Origin of the sequence: Janibacter terrae, assembly GCF_039636765.1 — a bacterium.
In the GTDB taxonomy this organism is placed as follows: domain Bacteria; phylum Actinomycetota; class Actinomycetes; order Actinomycetales; family Dermatophilaceae; genus Janibacter; species Janibacter terrae.
Window position 1 is genome coordinate 3,449,334 of record NZ_CP144167.1, and the last position, 15,299, is coordinate 3,464,632.

Annotated in this window: 16 protein-coding genes and 1 tRNA gene; 10 read left to right on the forward strand and 7 right to left on the reverse strand. The window is 71.0% G+C overall.

Going from position 1 to position 15,299, the window contains the following annotated elements:
• Positions 1 to 34: 34 nt before the first annotated feature.
• From V3C34_RS17230 to V3C34_RS17240, 3 genes are all read right to left on the reverse strand, one after another.
• A tRNA-Ser gene (locus V3C34_RS17230) sits at positions 35 to 121 on the reverse strand.
• Positions 122 to 174: 53 nt separating this feature from the next.
• Positions 175 to 1,191: a hypothetical protein gene (locus V3C34_RS17235; protein WP_338537527.1), complete on the reverse strand. Its 1,017-nt coding sequence runs from the start codon at positions 1,189 to 1,191 to the stop codon at positions 175 to 177.
• Positions 1,192 to 1,250: 59 nt separating this feature from the next.
• Positions 1,251 to 1,706: a nucleoside deaminase gene (locus V3C34_RS17240; RefSeq protein ID WP_068329558.1), complete on the reverse strand. Its 456-nt coding sequence runs from the start codon at positions 1,704 to 1,706 to the stop codon at positions 1,251 to 1,253.
• Between the two features lie 81 nt (positions 1,707 to 1,787).
• Between V3C34_RS17240 and upp the strand changes: the two genes are divergently transcribed.
• The 3 genes from upp (at position 1,788) to V3C34_RS17255 (ending at position 3,487) form a co-directional block, all read left to right on the forward strand.
• Positions 1,788 to 2,426 (forward strand): uracil phosphoribosyltransferase, encoded by a 639-nt coding sequence (gene upp / locus V3C34_RS17245; protein WP_068329555.1) that lies wholly within the window; start codon positions 1,788 to 1,790, stop codon positions 2,424 to 2,426.
• A gap of 135 nt (positions 2,427 to 2,561) precedes the next feature.
• The gene (locus tag V3C34_RS17250) at positions 2,562 to 2,735 is read left to right on the forward strand and encodes a hypothetical protein (protein WP_169702081.1); all 174 of its coding nucleotides are present in this window, start codon (positions 2,562 to 2,564) and stop codon (positions 2,733 to 2,735) included.
• A gap of 2 nt (positions 2,736 to 2,737) precedes the next feature.
• Positions 2,738 to 3,487 carry a PH domain-containing protein gene (locus tag V3C34_RS17255; RefSeq protein ID WP_068329550.1) on the forward strand — a complete coding sequence of 250 codons (750 nt, stop codon included), beginning with the start codon at positions 2,738 to 2,740 and terminating at the stop codon, positions 3,485 to 3,487.
• Here the strand turns inward: V3C34_RS17255 and V3C34_RS17260 are convergent.
• The 4 genes from V3C34_RS17260 to V3C34_RS17275 form a co-directional block, all read right to left on the reverse strand.
• Positions 3,481 to 3,690 carry a hypothetical protein gene (locus V3C34_RS17260; protein WP_068424288.1) on the reverse strand — a complete coding sequence of 70 codons (210 nt, stop codon included), beginning with the start codon at positions 3,688 to 3,690 and terminating at the stop codon, positions 3,481 to 3,483. The genes V3C34_RS17255 and V3C34_RS17260 overlap by 7 nt on opposite strands.
• A 234-nt stretch (positions 3,691 to 3,924) precedes the next feature.
• On the reverse strand, positions 3,925 to 5,373 hold the full coding sequence (pntB, locus tag V3C34_RS17265; RefSeq protein ID WP_338537525.1) for a Re/Si-specific NAD(P)(+) transhydrogenase subunit beta: 1,449 nt from the start codon (positions 5,371 to 5,373) through the stop codon (positions 3,925 to 3,927).
• 3 nt (positions 5,374 to 5,376) lie between these two features.
• Positions 5,377 to 6,906: a Re/Si-specific NAD(P)(+) transhydrogenase subunit alpha gene (locus tag V3C34_RS17270; RefSeq protein ID WP_346007741.1), complete on the reverse strand. Its 1,530-nt coding sequence runs from the start codon at positions 6,904 to 6,906 to the stop codon at positions 5,377 to 5,379.
• Positions 6,907 to 7,052: 146 nt separating this feature from the next.
• A complete protein-coding gene (locus tag V3C34_RS17275) occupies positions 7,053 to 7,175 on the reverse strand; it encodes a hypothetical protein (protein ID WP_255218353.1) in 123 nt (40 codons plus the stop codon).
• Between the two features lie 42 nt (positions 7,176 to 7,217).
• On the opposite strand from V3C34_RS17275, the gene V3C34_RS17280 reads away from it, so the two are divergent.
• The 7 genes from V3C34_RS17280 to V3C34_RS17310 all read left to right on the forward strand — a co-directional run bounded on the left by V3C34_RS17280 (position 7,218) and on the right by V3C34_RS17310 (position 15,299).
• Complete coding sequence (locus tag V3C34_RS17280) at positions 7,218 to 8,867, forward strand: acetolactate synthase (RefSeq protein ID WP_346007742.1); 1,650 nt, start codon at positions 7,218 to 7,220, stop codon at positions 8,865 to 8,867.
• Between the two features lie 63 nt (positions 8,868 to 8,930).
• Positions 8,931 to 10,148 (forward strand): pyridoxal phosphate-dependent aminotransferase, encoded by a 1,218-nt coding sequence (locus V3C34_RS17285; protein WP_068329523.1) that lies wholly within the window; start codon positions 8,931 to 8,933, stop codon positions 10,146 to 10,148.
• Positions 10,145 to 10,567 (forward strand): fluoride efflux transporter FluC, encoded by a 423-nt coding sequence (locus V3C34_RS17290; RefSeq protein WP_068424280.1) that lies wholly within the window; start codon positions 10,145 to 10,147, stop codon positions 10,565 to 10,567. Before V3C34_RS17285 ends, V3C34_RS17290 begins: the two co-directional genes overlap by 4 nt.
• A complete protein-coding gene (locus V3C34_RS17295; RefSeq protein ID WP_068424279.1) occupies positions 10,564 to 10,920 on the forward strand; it encodes a fluoride efflux transporter FluC in 357 nt (118 codons plus the stop codon). The genes V3C34_RS17290 and V3C34_RS17295 overlap by 4 nt, the downstream gene beginning before the upstream one ends.
• Before the next feature lie 29 nt (positions 10,921 to 10,949).
• Positions 10,950 to 11,447, forward strand: a complete 498-nt coding sequence (locus V3C34_RS17300; protein WP_068329513.1) for a MarR family winged helix-turn-helix transcriptional regulator — start codon at positions 10,950 to 10,952, stop codon at positions 11,445 to 11,447.
• Positions 11,448 to 11,670: 223 nt separating this feature from the next.
• Complete coding sequence (gene icmF / locus V3C34_RS17305; protein ID WP_346007743.1) at positions 11,671 to 14,937, forward strand: fused isobutyryl-CoA mutase/GTPase IcmF; 3,267 nt, start codon at positions 11,671 to 11,673, stop codon at positions 14,935 to 14,937.
• Positions 14,934 to 15,299, forward strand: a complete 366-nt coding sequence (locus V3C34_RS17310; RefSeq protein ID WP_068329507.1) for a YidH family protein — start codon at positions 14,934 to 14,936, stop codon at positions 15,297 to 15,299. Before icmF ends, V3C34_RS17310 begins: the two co-directional genes overlap by 4 nt.

Consider the following 15,299-nt stretch of genomic DNA (forward strand, 5'->3'; position numbering starts at 1 on the left):
TGACACGTCAGGGTTCCAGGGCCTCGGCCTAGAGCGGTGGCGGTGGGATTTGAACCCACGGTCGGCGTCAACCGACAAACGCTTTCGAGGCGTTCTCCTTAGGCCGCTCGGACACGCCACCGCGGAGCACAATACAGCGCACGTGCCCACGGCCCGAAATCCGGGGCCCGACCCTCACGAGCCGTAGGGCACCTGCTGCCACGACAGCGTCGTCTCGCCGGCGTGGCGGCGCACCGTCGTCTTGAGCCAGTCGGTGTTGTTGTTCGACCCGTCGACCGTGACGCGCCTGAGGTTGTCCGCCGGTGCGTCGACCCCGTAGACGTCGAGCCACGAGGACCCGGTCGCCAGCGGACGGTCGTCGTTGTATGCGTGGCTGTCCCCGTTGACGAGGTAGACATTGCCGTCGAAGTCGCGGGACTCCTCGGCGAGCGCCCTGACGAAGGGGGTGAAGGCGTCCACGTGCCACGTCGGCTGGTACGAGGGGTCGAACATGTCTGCCTGGAGGAAGACCGTCACGGCTCCGTCACGGTGCCTCTTCGCGGAGTCGAAGCTGGCGCGCATCGTCGCGGTGCTGGAGTCCATGCGGGCCTCCTCCTCCGCGACCTGCTCCTGGGTGGGCTCGGTCCTGCCGAGGCCGGTCCACGGCTCGAGGCCGTTGTTGCTCCCGACCACGTGCACGGCAGCCATGGAGACCCCGGCCCTGCGCCAGGTGACGTTCTCCGGGAAGCCTGCTGCCGCGTCGTCCTGCACCCTCATCTCCTGCTCGCCGAGGGTGCGGCCCGCCTCGGGGTAGAAGAGCTCGCGGATCAGGCCGAGGCGCTCGAGCGGGTCGTAGGCGCCGTTGTTCACGCGGTGGCAGTCGGTCCACTCGTTGTCGCCCGGGCTGTAGACGAGCGGGCGGTCGAAGGACTCGAAGCGGTCGCGGATCCCCTCGAGGTAGGCATCGTCGCACCGGCTCGAGCCGTTCTTGATGTCCCCGACGTGCACGGTGAAGTGCACCTGCCGGTCGGCGTCGATCTGCTCGATCCACGACGGGAAGGCGGCGACCTGGTCGGCGCCGTAGGGCACGTCACCGATGACGGCGAACGAGTAGCCGGTCTCGGCGGGCGCCGCGGTGGACGCGGAGGCGAAGGGGGCGGCGGCGACGAGCGCGACGACGGCGGGCGCGGCGAGCAGGCGGACAGGACGCACGGGGGCTCCTCGGGGAAGGACGATCTGGTCTCGTCATGTGTGCCAGAGCGATGTGAACATCAGCCCACGTCCGGGCCAACGTCCTCCCGACGCCGCTCGAAGAAGTCGACGAGCAGCTGCGCGGCCTCCCCTTCGCGCACCCCGCCGACGACCTCGGCGCGGTGGACCGAGCGACGGTCGCGGACGATGTCCCACACCGACCCGCACGCGCCCATCTTGGGGTCCCAGGCGCCGAGGACCACGCGCGGGAGCCGGGTGAGCACGATCGCGCCGGCACACATCGGGCAGGGCTCGAGCGTCACGACGAGCGTGCACCCCGTGAGGCGCCACTCCCCCTTCGCCTCGGCCGCGGCGCGCATCGCGAGGACCTCCGCGTGCCCGGTGGGGTCGCCGTCGCGCTCCCGGGTGTTCCTCCCCTCCCCGATGACGACGCCGTCCGCGTCGACGACGACCGCGCCCACGGGGACGTCGCCGTCCGCCGCCGCCTGCGCGGCGAGCTCGAGGGCGCGCGCCATCCACGTCTCCTCGGCGGGGCGCTGGGGACGGGCGGGGTCGTGACTCACGCGCCCAGTCTCCCGCACGGTAGTTTCACGGGCATGCGCGTCATCGTCGCGGACCACCCGCTCATCGCCCACAAGCTGACCTACCTGAGGCACAAGGACACCGACAGCCCGACCTTCCGTCGTCTCGCGGACGAGCTCGTCACCCTCCTGGCCTACGAGGCCACGCGCGAGGTGCGGGTCGAGCCCTTCGACATCGTCACGCCCGTCGCCCCGACCACCGGGATCAGGCTCTCGACGCCCAAGCCGCTCGTCGTGCCGATCCTGCGCGCCGGCCTCGGGATGCTCGAGGGCATGGTGCGCCTGCTGCCGACGGCCGAGGTCGGGTTCCTCGGCATGCTGCGCAACGAGGAGACGCTGGAGGCGGTCACCTACGCCAACCGGCTCCCCGACGACCTGTCCGGCCGCCAGTGCTACGTGCTCGACCCGATGCTCGCCACCGGCGGCACGCTCGCGATGTCGATCCAGTACCTCGTCGAGCGCGGCGCCGACGACATCACCGCCGTCACCCTGCTGGCCGCCCCCGAGGGCATCGCGGCGCTCGAGGGCCAGCTCGCGAGCCTCGACGTGCCGGTCACGCTCGTCACCGCGGCCGTCGACGAGCGGCTCAACGAGGACGGCTACATCATCCCGGGGCTCGGGGACGCCGGCGACCGGCTCTACGGGGTCGTCTGATCCCCCTTCGTCCGCCGGCTCCGGCGCGCCGGGAGGAATGTCGGACGCCACACCCGTCACATCTGCAACACTTGAGCCCGTCCCACGCCCGCCTCGGGCCGACCCCAGCCCGCAGATGACGGAGGAGCACGCGAGATGAACACGCCGCCGATCAAGAAGATCGTCCTGTGGCTGCTCACGATCTTCCTCCTCTACGCGATCCTCACCTCGCCGAGCGACGCGGCCAACATCGTCGGCTCCGCCTGGGACGTGATCGCCAACGGCGTGCGCAACATCGGGCGCTTCTTCGACTCCCTCATCGCGAGGTAACGATGGCCGCGGAGGTCGCCCACCGAGGGCTGCGCAAGTACCTCCTCCCCGGCGAGACCCCGGTGGCCGAGATCCGGCACCACCGCATCGTCCTGCTCAAGCCCGCCGTGGCCGTGCTCGCCTCGCTCGCGCTCTGTCTCTGGCTCGACATCTCGGTGAGCGACGCCGACGCCGGCATCCTCGGCTACGTGTGGCTGCTGTGGTTCGGCGTGGTCGCCTGGGCCGCGTGGCAGTGGATCGAGTGGCGCCACACGCGGGTCGTCGCGACCGACAAGCGGATCGTGCTCTTCGAGGGCTGGATCAACCACAAGGTCTCGATGATGCCGCTCAAGAAGGTCACCGACATGGGCTACGAGCGCCCGCTGCTCGGCCGCATCCTCGGATACGGCACCTTCGTCCTCGAGAGCGCCGGGCAGGACCAGGCCCTCTCGAGCATCCGCTTCGTGCCCGACCCGGACGACAACTACCGGGCGATCTGCTCGGTGGTCTTCGGCATGGGTCCGATCGACGACGATGACGAAGGGGGCGCCCCCCGCGACGACGAGCCGGCCTGGGAGACCTCGGCGGACTACGCGACGCGCCTGGGGATCGTCGACGGCGTGTACGTCGGGGGCGGTCCGGTGCCCGACCCGGCGGTCTACGGGCCCCCGCCCCGCCTCGACAGCTCCATCTACCGCAGCCGCGACCTCGAGCACCGTGAGCACGACGCCGACACCGGAGAGCTCCCCCCGTACGACCCCGACGCCTACTGACCGTCGGTGCGGGCGCCGACCGGCTCGACGCGGCCGGTGTCGCGCATGCGGCGCACCGCCGTGAACGCCTCCCAGCCGGTGATGACGACGATGCCGACCGCCACCGCCGGGATCGAGAGGCTCCAGCCCGCGTCCCAGCCGAAGGTCGCTTCGAGCTCTCGCGGCAGGTCCGTCAGCAGCTGCTCGGTGAGGAGCAGCCACACGAGCGCGGCCCCGGAGACGACGGCGCTGACGAGGCTGGCTGCGGCGAGCGGGCGGCTCCACCCGCCACGCGCCCACGCACCTCTGCATTGCCCTAGGGGAATGCGGGTTCAGGTGCGCATTGCCCTAGGGGAATGCGGGGTCCGGGGACGACGAAGGGCGGCGCCCACCCCATGAGGTGAGCGCCGTCCTTCGCGGTGGTGCGGTGGTGCGGTGGTGCGGTGGCCCGGAGGACCTCAGAGGGCCTTGAGGATGTCGCTCACCCGGTCCTTGGCGTCGCCGAAGAGCATCTGGGTGTTGTCCCGGAAGAACAGCGGGTTCTGGACGCCCGCGTACCCCGTGGCCATCGAGCGCTTGAAGACGATGACGTCCTTGGCGTTCCACACCTCGAGCACCGGCATGCCGGCGATCGGGCTCGTCGGGTCCTCGGCCGCGGCCGGGTTGACCGTGTCGTTGGCGCCGATGACCAGGACGACGTCCGTCTCCGGGAAGTCGTCGTTGATCTCGTCCATCTCGAGCACGACGTCGTAGGGCACCTTCGCCTCGGCGAGGAGGACGTTCATGTGGCCCGGGAGGCGGCCGGCGACCGGGTGGATGCCGAACCGGACGTCCACCCCCTTCGCCCGCAGCTGAGCGGTGAGGTCGGCGACCGGGTACTGCGCCTGCGCGACGGCCATGCCGTAGCCCGGGGCGATGACCACCGACGAGGCCTCGAGGAGCAGCTCGGCGACGGCATCGGCCTGGATCTCGCGGTGCTCGCCGTAGTCCTTGTCCTCGCCCGTGACCTGGCCGTCGGAGCCGAAGCCACCGGCGATGACGGAGACGAAGGAGCGGTTCATCGCCTTGCACATGATGTAGCTCAGGAAGGCACCGGAGGAGCCGACGAGCGCACCGGTGACGATGAGCAGGTCGTTGGAGAGCATGAAGCCCGCGGCGGCCGCGGCCCAGCCCGAGTAGCTGTTGAGCATCGAGACGACGACCGGCATGTCGCCGCCGCCGATGGAGGCGACGAGGTGCCAGCCGAAGAGCAGCGCGATGACCGTCATGATCGCCAGCGGCAGGAGCGAAGGGGAGACGACGAACCAGACGCACAGGGCGACGGAGACGAGCACGGCGAGCAGGTTGAGCCAGTGCCGCGCGGGGAGCACGAGCGGCGAGGACTTCATCTTCGCGCTGAGCTTGAGGTAGGCGACGATCGATCCGGTGAAGGTCACTGCGCCGATGAAGACGCCGACGAAGACCTCGCCGTTGTGGATGCCGACCATGTCGATCGCCTCGAGCCGCTTGTGCTCGGCGACCGCCTCGGCGCCGTCACCGTGCGACGCGAAGAAGGTGTTGTAGCCGACGAGCACGGCGGCCAGGCCGACGAAGGAGTGCATCATCGCGATGAGCTCGGGCATGCCGGTCATCTCGACCCGGCGGGCGATGCGCACACCGATGAGCCCGCCGAGGGCCATCGTGACGACGAGGACGCCCAGGCCCCACTTGCCGGCGTCGGTGGCCTCGGCGTCGCCGTAGACCCCGTCGATGACGAGGGCGATGGTGGCGAGGAGGGCGATGGCCATGCCGGCCATGCCGAACCAGTTGCCGTGCTTGGCCGACTCGTGCCTGCTCAGGCCGGCCAGGGACAGGATGAAGAGGAGCGCCGCGACGATGTAGGCGGCGGTGACGACGGTGGACAGCACGACTCAGCCCTTCCGGAACATGTTGAGCATCCGGTTCGTCACGGTGAAGCCACCGAAGACGTTGATGCTGGCGAAGAAGATGGCGGCGGCTGCGATGACCTGGATCGTCAGGTTCGACGAGGTGACCTGCAGCAGGGCCCCGACGACGATGATCCCGGAGATCGCGTTGGTCACCGACATCAGCGGCGTGTGCAGCGCGTGGTGCACGTGCCCGATGACGTAGAAGCCGATGACGACCGCGAGCGCGAAGACGATGAAGTGCGACAGGAAGGCGGCCGGCATGAAGGCGGCGAGGACGAGGAAGACCACCGCTGCCCCGCCGATGAGCCAGAACTTGCGGTTGGGGTCGACGGGCTTCGCGGGCTCGGGCTCGACCTGTGCCGCGGCGGCCGGGGCGCTCTGAGCCGCGGAGACCTGCACGGGCGGCGGCGGCCAGAGGGTCTCCTCGGCCCGGGTGACCGTCATGCCGCGCACGACGGTGTCCTCCATGTCGAGGACGGGCCGACCGTCCTTGTCCGGGGTCAGCAGCTTGAGCAGGTTGACGATGTTGGTGCCGAAGAGCTGGCTGGCCTGCGTGGGCAGGCGGCCCGCGAGGTCGGTGTAGCCGATGATCCGCACGCCGCCCTCGGTGACGACACGCTCGTCCGCGACGGACCCGGCGACGTTGCCGCCGGAGCCGGCCGCCATGTCGATGATGACCGAGCCCGGCTTCATCGAGGCGACCATCTCCTCGGTGATGAGGCGCGGCGCCGGCCGGCCGGGGATGAGGGCCGTCGTGATGATGATGTCGACGTCCTTGGCCTGCTCCGCGTACAGCTCGGCGGCCTTGCGGTTGAAGTCCTCGCCGGTCTCCTTGGCGTAGCCGTCGCTCGAGACCTCCTGCTGGACGTCGATCCGGAGGAACTCGGCGCCCATCGACTCGACCTGCTCGGCGACCTCGGGGCGCACGTCGAAGGCGCGCACGATCGCACCGAGCGAACCGGCGGCACCGATCGCCGCCAGGCCGGCGACGCCGGCCCCGCAGACGAGGACCTTGGCCGGCGGGACCTTGCCCGCGGCCGTCACCTGTCCGGTGAAGAGGCCACCGAACTCGTGCGCGGACTCGACGACCGCGCGGTAGCCCGCGATGTTGGCCATCGAGGAGAGCACGTCGAGCGACTGCGCGCGCGAGATGCGCGGCACGGCGTCCATCGCCAGCGCGGTGACGCCCTGGGCGCGCAGCGCCTCGACCTTGTCGGGGTTGAGCGCCGGCGCGAGCAGGGAGGCGAGGATCGCCCCGGACCGCAGGCGCGGCACCTCTTCGTCGGAGGGCGCGTTGATCTTGGCGACGACGTCGCTGGCCCACACCTGCTCGGCGGGCTCGAGGGTGGCTCCGGCGTCGAGGTAGGCCTGGTCCGGGTAGGCGGAGGCCTCACCGGCACCGGGCTCGACGACGACGTCGTATCCGAGCTTGATCAGCTGCTCGACCGTTCTGGGGGTCGCCGCGACGCGGGTTTCTCCGCGCTTCGACTCCTTGGGCACGCCAAGTCGCATCGTCACTCCTGGTCAGGGGTGTGGGTGTGGTTGGTGGGCAACCTACGACAGGCCCCCACGCCACCCGTGGGTCTGGGATGGGGACGATGATCACAGGCCACGAGGTGAGACGGCGTCTCGTCTCACTGGACAGTCCCGGTCGGCGCTCAGTCCGCGTCGTCGACGGGAGGGGCCTCCCCTTCGTCCTCGGCGAGGTGCTCCTCGGCGATGGCCGCCTCCCGGGCGGCCTCCTCGTCGTCCCACACGGTGTGCGAAGGGTCGGTGCTCACCCCGCCACCCTACGGACCTACCGAAGAGTAACCTAGGGGCGCATGGAGCACTTCGACGAGGTCAGCGGCGGCGCGCGCGCCGTCTCCGCCGCGGCGGCGCACGGGGTGAGCACGATGTTCACGCTCACGGGCGCCCACGTGTTCCCGCTCTACGACGGCGCGGTCCGCGCCGAGCCGCCGATGCGCCTGCTCGACGTGCGCCACGAGCAGACCGCGGTCTTCGCGGCCGAGGCGATGGGCAAGCTGACCCGCACACCCGGCCTGGCGGTGCTCACCGCCGGCCCCGGCGTCACCAACGGGATCAGCGCCATCACCCAGGCGCACTTCTCGGGCTCCCCCCTCGTCGTCCTCGGCGGCCGGGCGGCATCCTTCTCGTGGGGAAGGGGGGCGCTCCAGGAGCTCGACCACCCCCGCCTGCTCGGGCCGGTCACCAAGCGCGCGGCGACGGTCGGCTCGGTCGACGAGATCGCCGACGAGGTCGACGAGGCCTTCCACCTCGCGGCGGCGCCGCACCGGGGCCCGGTCTTCCTCGACATCCCGATGGACGAGCTCTTCGGCGACGCCGAGGGGGCGCCGGTCGAGGCGAGCGCGCCCCTGCCCCAGCAGCCGACGAGCGGTGACGTCGACGCCGTCGCCGGGCTCGTGGCCCGCGCCGAACGTCCGCTGCTCGTCCTCGGCACCGACGTGTGGAGCGACGGCGCGGAGGAGTCGGCGCTGCGCCTCGTCGAGGAGCTCGGCCTGCCGACCCTGACCAACGGCATGGGCCGTGGCATCCTCCCCGGCGGGCACCCGCTGCTCGTCGGCAGGGCGCGCAGGACCGCTGTCGGCGAGTGCGACCTCGCGGTCGTCGTCGGCACACCGCTCGACTTCCGGCTCGCCTACGGGCAGTTCGGCGGCCTCGGAGGAGCGGACGCGCAGGTCGTGCACATCGCCGACTCCCTCGGGCAGGTCAGCTCGCACGCGGAGCCGGCGGCGAGCGCCTCCGGTGACCTCACGCTCGTCCTCGACGCCCTGCTCGCCGCGGTCACGGCACGCGGCCACGCGGACTGGACGGCCTGGACGGACCGGCTCGCCGAGGAGGCCGCCGGCCGCGCGAGCCGGGACCGGGAGCTGCTGACGAGCGCGGTCTCGCCCGCGCACCCGGCCCGCATCTACGGGGAGCTGCTCCCCCGCCTCGCGGAGGACGCGGTCGTCATCGGCGACGGCGGCGACTTCGTCTCCTGGGCCGGGCGGTTCGTCGAGCCGCAACGTCCGGGCGGGTGGCTGGACCCCGGCCCCTTCGGGTGCCTCGGCGCCGGCCTCGGTGCGGCGATCGCGGCCCGGGTGGCCCGCCCTTCGTCCCAGGTCGTGCTGCTCCTCGGCGACGGGGCCTCCGGCCTGTCGCTCATGGACGTCGACACGCTCGTGCGGCACGACCTCCCGGTCGTCATCGTCATGGGCAACAACAGCGCGTGGGGGCTGGAGAAGCAGCCGATGCAGATGCTCTACGGCTACGACGTCGCCGCCGACCTCGCCCCCCGGACCCGCTACGACCAGGTGGTCACGGCGCTCGGCGGTGCCGGTGAGCTCGTCACGGACCCGGCGCAGATCGGGCCGGCCCTCGACCGGGCCTTCGCCGCCGGCGTGCCGTACCTCGTCAACATCGTCACGGACCCGCAGATCCCCTACCCCCGCTCGACGACGGGGATGTAGCCCGCCGGGTCCGTCGGCCGGTCGCTGCCGGGCATCGGCCCCTCTCCCTGAGAGACTGACGCCATGCGCCAGATCCGCCAGAGCCGCAAGCTGAAGGACGTGCGTTACGACGTGCGCGGCCCCATCCTCGTCGAGGCCCAGCGCCTCGAGGCCGAGGGCCACAAGATCCTCAAGCTCAACATCGGCAACACCGCCCCCTTCGGCTTCGAGGCCCCCGAGGCGATCGTCGCCGACATGACCCGGCACCTGCCCGGCTCGCAGGGCTACGTCGACAGCAAGGGGATCTACTCGGCCCGCACCGCGGTGGCGCAGTACTACCAGTCGCGCGGGCTGCGGGAGACGACCGTCGAGGACGTCTACATCGGCAACGGCGTGTCCGAGCTCATCTCGATGGTGCTGCAGGCCTTCGTCGACAACGGCAACGAGATCCTCATCCCGGCACCGGACTACCCGCTGTGGACCGGCGCCGTCTCGCTCGCCGGCGGCACGCCCGTGCACTACCGGTGCGACGAGGGCAACGGGTGGAACCCCGACCTGGCGGACATCGAGTCCAAGATCACCGACAACACCCACGCGCTCGTCATCATCAACCCCAACAACCCGACGGGTGCGGTCTACTCGCCGGAGATCGTCCGCGGGCTCGTCGACATCGCGCGGCGTCATGATCTCGTCGTCATGGCCGACGAGATCTACGAGAAGATCATCTTCGACGACGCCGTCCACCACCACGCCGCCGAGTACGCCGACGACGACGTGCTGTGCCTGACCTTCTCCGGCCTGTCCAAGGCCTACCGGGTCTGCGGGTACCGCGCCGGCTGGGTGATGATCTCGGGGCCGAAGCACCTGGCGGCGGACTTCCTGGAGGGTCTCACCCTCCTGGCCAACATGCGGATGTGCGCGAACGTGCCGGCCCAGCACGCGATCCAGACGGCGCTCGGCGGGTACCAGTCGATCAACGAGCTGATCGTCCCCGGCGGTCGGTACCACGACCAGATCAAGCTCGCCTCGCGCCTGCTCAACGAGATCCCGGGCGTCAGCTGCGTCGAGCCGAGGGGCGCGCTCTACTGCTTCCCGAGGCTCGACCCGGAGGTCTACCGGATCGACGACGACGAGGCCTTCGTCATCGAGCTGCTGCGCGCCAAGAAGATCCTCGTCACCCACGGCACCGGCTTCAACTGGCCGGACACCGACCACTTCCGTCTGGTGACCCTGCCCGACGAGGACGTCCTCACCGAGGCGATCGGACGTATCGCGGAGTTCCTCGAGACCCAGCGGGCATGAGCCGGGCCCCGGGGGAAGGGGGGACCCTCCTCGCCGTCGCCGCAGGCGGCGCCCTCGGCTCCCTCGGGCGCTGGGCGGTCTCCTCGGCGGCCGGAGCCCCGTGGGGCACGGTGGTCGTCAACCTCACCGGCGCCCTCACGCTCGGCCTGCTCGTCGCGTGGCTCGGTGCGGCGCAGCGGCACCCGCTCGTGCGGCCCTTCGTCGCCGTCGGGCTGCTCGGCGGCTGGACGACCTACTCGACGTTCGCGCTCGACGGGCACGCACTCGCGACCGACGGTCTCGGCGGCCTGCTCGGCTACCTCGCGCTCACCCTCGGGCTCGGTGTCGGTGCGGCGCTCGCCGGGCTCGTCATCGGCGAGCGGCTCTGGCACACACCGCCGCTCGTCGACGACACCGCGATCGACCAGGAGGAGCTGTGACCGCGCTGCTCGTCGCGCTCGGCGCGGCCCTGGGGGCGATGTCCCGACACCTGGTGACGACCTCCCTCCGCGCCCGGGGCGCGACGCCCGCGGGAGGCGTGCTCGCGGTCAACGCCACCGGCTCGTTGCTGCTCGGGCTCGTCGCCGGGCACGCCTCCGGCGCCTCCCCGGGCTGGGTGCTCCCGCTCGTGGGGGTCGGGTTCTGCGGGGCCTTCACGACCTTCGCCACGCACGCGGTCGAGGTCGCCTCGGCGGCCCGCTCCGGGCGCCCCCGCCACGCGGTCGCCGACGTCGTCCTCAACCTCGTCCTCGGACTCGCCCTCGTCTCCCTCGGCTGGTGGCTGACCTCCTGAGGTTGCATGGACGTCCTAGGATCTCCTGCATGACCGACCGGGACCCCATCGCCGCGGCCCACGACCAGTGGGTCGCCCACGGGTGGGACGACGCCGCCGACGGCATGGCCCTGATCACCTCGATCACCCGGGCCAACCAGCTGCTCGTCGAGCGCATCGAGACCGCCCTGCGCCCGCACGAGCTGAGCTTCGCCCGGTACGAGATCCTGCGACTGCTCGCCTTCAGCCGACGTCGGTCCATGCCGATGAGCCGCCTCGGCTCGCTCCTCCAGGTGCATGCGACGAGCGTGACGAGCGCCGTCGCGCGGCTCGAGGCGCACGGGCTCGTCGAGCGGCTGCGCCGCGAGACCGACCGACGGGTCGTCCTCGCCTCGCTCACCCGCGCTGGCGAGGAGCGCGTCGAGGCCGCGACCGCCGACCTCAACGCGTGCGTGTTCCGCTCGCCGGGGCTCGCGGCGGACGAGGTGCGTTCTGCGACCGCGCTGCTCGGCTCCCTTCGCGCGGCGCACGGCGACACCGTGGAGTGACCCTTCGAGACGCTTGCTGCGCAAGCTCCTCAGGGAGCGAGGGGAAGCCCGCCAGCGCCAGCTCCTCAGGGAGCGAGGGGAAGCCCGCCTGCGCAAGCTCCTCAGGGAGCGAGGGGAAGCCCGCCAGCGCAAGCTCCTCAGGGAGCGAGGGCGGGGGTTTCGGCATTTACTTGGATGTCCTAGTATTTGTCCATACCGGCTCCCCGACGACGAGGACTCACCCATGGCTGCGCCTGCCACGCCCGAGCTGCACTCCCCCACCCACCCGGTCCGTTTCGTGACCGCGTCCGCGCTCTTCGACGGGCACGACGCATCCATCAACATCATGCGACGGATCATGCAGAGCCAGGGGGCGGAGGTCGTCCACCTCGGCCACAACCGCTCCGTCCAGGAGGTCGTCGACGCGGCGATCGACGAGGACGTCCAGGGCGTCGCCGTCTCGTCCTACCAGGGCGGGCACGTCGAGTACTTCGAGTACCTGACGCAGCTGCTGCGCGAGCAGGGCGCAGGTCACGTCAAGGTCTTCGGCGGCGGTGGCGGCGTCATCGTCCCCGAGGAGATCGACCGGTTGCGCGAGGCGGGTGTGCGCATCTTCTCCCCCGAGGACGGCCAGCGGCTCGGCCTGCCCGGCATGATCAACACGCTCATCCGGGACTGCGACACCGACGTGTGGGAGCAGGGCCCCGTCGCCCTCGAGCCGGTCCTCGCCGGCGAGCGCGCCGCCGTCGCCCGCGCCATCTCCGGCGCCGAGCTCGGCCACCTCGACGAGGCCTTCCTCGGCGGCATCGCGGAGGCGGCACGTCGATCCTCCGCCCCCGTCCTCGGTCTCACCGGCACCGGCGGCTCGGGCAAGTCCTCGCTCACCGACGAGCTCGTCCGCCGCTTCCGCGTCGACCAGCAGGACAAGCTGCGCATCGCCGTCATCGCGGTCGACCCGACCCGCCGCAAGGGCGGCGGTGCCCTCCTCGGCGACCGGATCCGGATGAACTCCCTCGGCGAGTCCACGTCCGGCGCCTCCCCCGTGTTCTTCCGCTCGCTCGCCACCCGCGGCGACCGCGAGGTCCCCGACTCGCTGCAGACCGTCATCGACATCATCAAGGCGGCCGGCTACGACCTCGTCATCGTGGAGACGCCCGGCATCGGGCAGGGCGACGCCGCGATCATCCCCTTCGTCGACGTGCCGATGTACGTCATGACGCCGGAGTTCGGCGCGGCCAGCCAGCTGGAGAAGATCGACATGCTCGACTTCGCCGAGGTGGTCGCGATCAACAAGTTCGAGCGCCGCGGCGCGGCCGACGCGCTGCGTGACGTCGCGCGCCAGCTCGTGCGCAACCGCGAGGCCTTCGGCCAGCGTCCCGAGGACATGCCGGTCTTCGGCACCTCGGCCGCGACCTTCAACGACGACGGCGTCACCGCGCTGTACCACCATGTCCGGGACCTGCTCACCGACAAGGGGCTGCACGTCGAGGAGGGCCAGCTCGCACCGGTCGCGACGAAGTACTCCACCCGCTTCGACCAGCTCGTGCCCGCCACCAGGGTGCGCTACCTCGCCGAGATCGCCGAGACCGTGCGTGGGTACCACGCCGAGACAGCGCGGCTCGCCGAGACCGCGCGTCGCGTGCAGCGGCTCGCGCTCGTCGACGACGAGCTGACCGCGGCCGGCAAGGACGGTCACGGCGTCGACGAGCTGCTCGATGCCGCCCGCACGACCCTCCCCGCGGAGATCGGCGAGCAGATCGAGGCCTGGCCGAGCGTCGTCGAGTCCTACTCGGGTGACGAGCAGGTCGTGACGATCCGGGGACGAAAAGAGCCTGTGCGCACACGCCTTTTCAAGGAGTCCCTCTCCGGCAACAAGATCTCCCGCGTCGCGCTCCCCCGGACCACCGACCACGGCGAGCTCGTGAGCTTCTGGCGCCGGGAGAACCTCCCCGGCCGCTTCCCCTTCACCGCCGGCGTCTTCCCGTTCAAGCGGGACAACGAGGACCCGGCGCGCATGTTCGCCGGCGAGGGCGACCCCTTCCGCACCAACCGCCGGTTCAAGCTGCTCTCCGAGGGACAGCCCGCCACGCGCCTGTCGACCGCCTTCGACTCCGTGACCCTCTACGGTCGCGACCCCGGCGAGCGCCCGGACATCTACGGCAAGGTCGGCACCTCCGGCGTCTCCGTCGCGACCCTCGAGGACATGAAGGCGCTCTACTCGGGCTTCGACCTGCTCTCCCCCTCGACGAGCGTGTCGATGACCATCAACGGCCCCGCGCCGACGGTCCTCGCCTTCTTCCTCAACACCGCGATCGACCAGCAGGTCGACGCCTTCCGCGAGCGCGAGGGCCGCGAGCCCTCCGCCGCCGAGGCCGAGGAGCTGCGCGCCCACGCGCTGCACAACGTCCGCGGCACCGTCCAGGCGGACATCCTCAAGGAGGACCAGGGGCAGAACACCTGCCTCTTCTCCACCGAGTTCTCGCTGCGGATGATGGCCGACATCCAGGAGTGGTTCATCGAGCAGCAGGTGCGCAACTTCTACTCGGTCTCGATCTCCGGCTACCACATCGCCGAGGCCGGGGCGAACCCCATCAGCCAGCTCGCCTTCACCCTCGCGAACGGGTTCACCTACGTCGAGACCTACCTCGCGCGCGGCATGGACATCAACGACTTCGCGCCCAACCTGTCCTTCTTCTTCTCCTCCGGCATGGACCCGGAGTACGCGGTCCTCGGCCGGGTCGCCCGCCGCATCTGGGCCGTGGCGATGAAGGAGAAGTACGGGGCCAACGAGCGCAGCCAGAAGCTGAAGTACCACATCCAGACCTCCGGCCGGTCGCTGCACGCGCAGGAGATGGACTTCAACGACATCCGCACGACGCTGCAGGCGCTCAACGCGCTCTACGACAACGCCAACAGCCTGCACACCAACGCCTACGACGAGGCCGTCACCACCCCGTCGACGGAGTCGGTGCGCCGGGCGCTCGCGATCCAGCTGATCATCAGCCGCGAGTGGGGCGTCTCCTTCAACGAGAACCCCCTCCAGGGCAGCTACCTCATGGACGAGCTCACCGACCTCGTCGAGGAGGCCGTGCTCGTCGAGTTCGACCGGATCAGCGACCGCGGTGGCGTCCTCGGCGCCATGGAGACCGGGTACCAGCGGGGCAGGATCCAGGACGAGTCGATGCTCTACGAGCACCGCAAGCACGACGGCACGCTGCCGATCATCGGCGTCAACACCTTCCTCCGCGAGGACGGGTCGAAGGGGGAGGCCGACGAGATCGAGCTCGCCCGCGCCACCGAGTCCGAGAAGGTCTCGCAGCTGCAGCGCGTACGCGCGTACCAGGAGACGCACCGCGAGGAGGCCGAGCAGGCGATCGCCCGCCTCAAGGAGGCGGCGACCACCGATGCCAACGTCTTCGACGTCCTGATGGACGCCGCGCGCGTGTGCAGCCTGCAGCAGGTGACCGACGCCTTCTTCGAGGTCGGCGGGCAGTACCGTCGCAACGTGTGAGCACTGATCGCTGGCCGTCGCAGGTGTACGGCGAAGGGGAGGAACCGGACTACCGCTTTTCCCTCGCCAACGAGCGGACCTTCCTCGCATGGCTGCGCACGACGCTCGCGCTGCTCGCCGCGGGGGTGGCCGTCGACGTGCTCGACCTCGGGGCGCCCGAGGCGATCACGCGCGGGCTGGCGGCGATGCTGCTCGTCCTCGGCGCGCTCTGCCCGGTCCTGGCCTTCCTCCGGTGGGCTATGGCCGAGCGCGCCATGCGCCGAGCCGAGCCCCTGCCCTCCCTCGGCGTGGCGGCCGCCGTCGTCACGGGCGTCATCCTCGTGGCGGCAGCCGTGCTCACCGTCGTCGTGGCGGGGAGGTGA

Bases quoted from the DNA above. Each gene is read 5' to 3' on its own strand.
- V3C34_RS17240 (WP_068329558.1), bottom strand. From the start codon at position 1,706: ATGGCGCGCGCCCTCGAGCTCGCCGCGCAGGCGGCGGCGGACGGCGAC.
- upp (WP_068329555.1), top strand. From the start codon at position 1,788: ATGCGCGTCATCGTCGCGGACCACCCGCTCATCGCCCACAAGCTGACC.
- V3C34_RS17250 (WP_169702081.1), top strand. From the start codon at position 2,562: ATGAACACGCCGCCGATCAAGAAGATCGTCCTGTGGCTGCTCACGATC.
- V3C34_RS17255 (WP_068329550.1), top strand. From the start codon at position 2,738: ATGGCCGCGGAGGTCGCCCACCGAGGGCTGCGCAAGTACCTCCTCCCC.
- V3C34_RS17270 (WP_346007741.1), bottom strand. From the start codon at position 6,906: ATGCGACTTGGCGTGCCCAAGGAGTCGAAGCGCGGAGAAACCCGCGTC.
- V3C34_RS17280 (WP_346007742.1), top strand. From the start codon at position 7,218: ATGGAGCACTTCGACGAGGTCAGCGGCGGCGCGCGCGCCGTCTCCGCC.
- V3C34_RS17285 (WP_068329523.1), top strand. From the start codon at position 8,931: ATGCGCCAGATCCGCCAGAGCCGCAAGCTGAAGGACGTGCGTTACGAC.
- V3C34_RS17290 (WP_068424280.1), top strand. From the start codon at position 10,145: ATGAGCCGGGCCCCGGGGGAAGGGGGGACCCTCCTCGCCGTCGCCGCA.
- V3C34_RS17300 (WP_068329513.1), top strand. From the start codon at position 10,950: ATGACCGACCGGGACCCCATCGCCGCGGCCCACGACCAGTGGGTCGCC.
- icmF (WP_346007743.1), top strand. From the start codon at position 11,671: ATGGCTGCGCCTGCCACGCCCGAGCTGCACTCCCCCACCCACCCGGTC.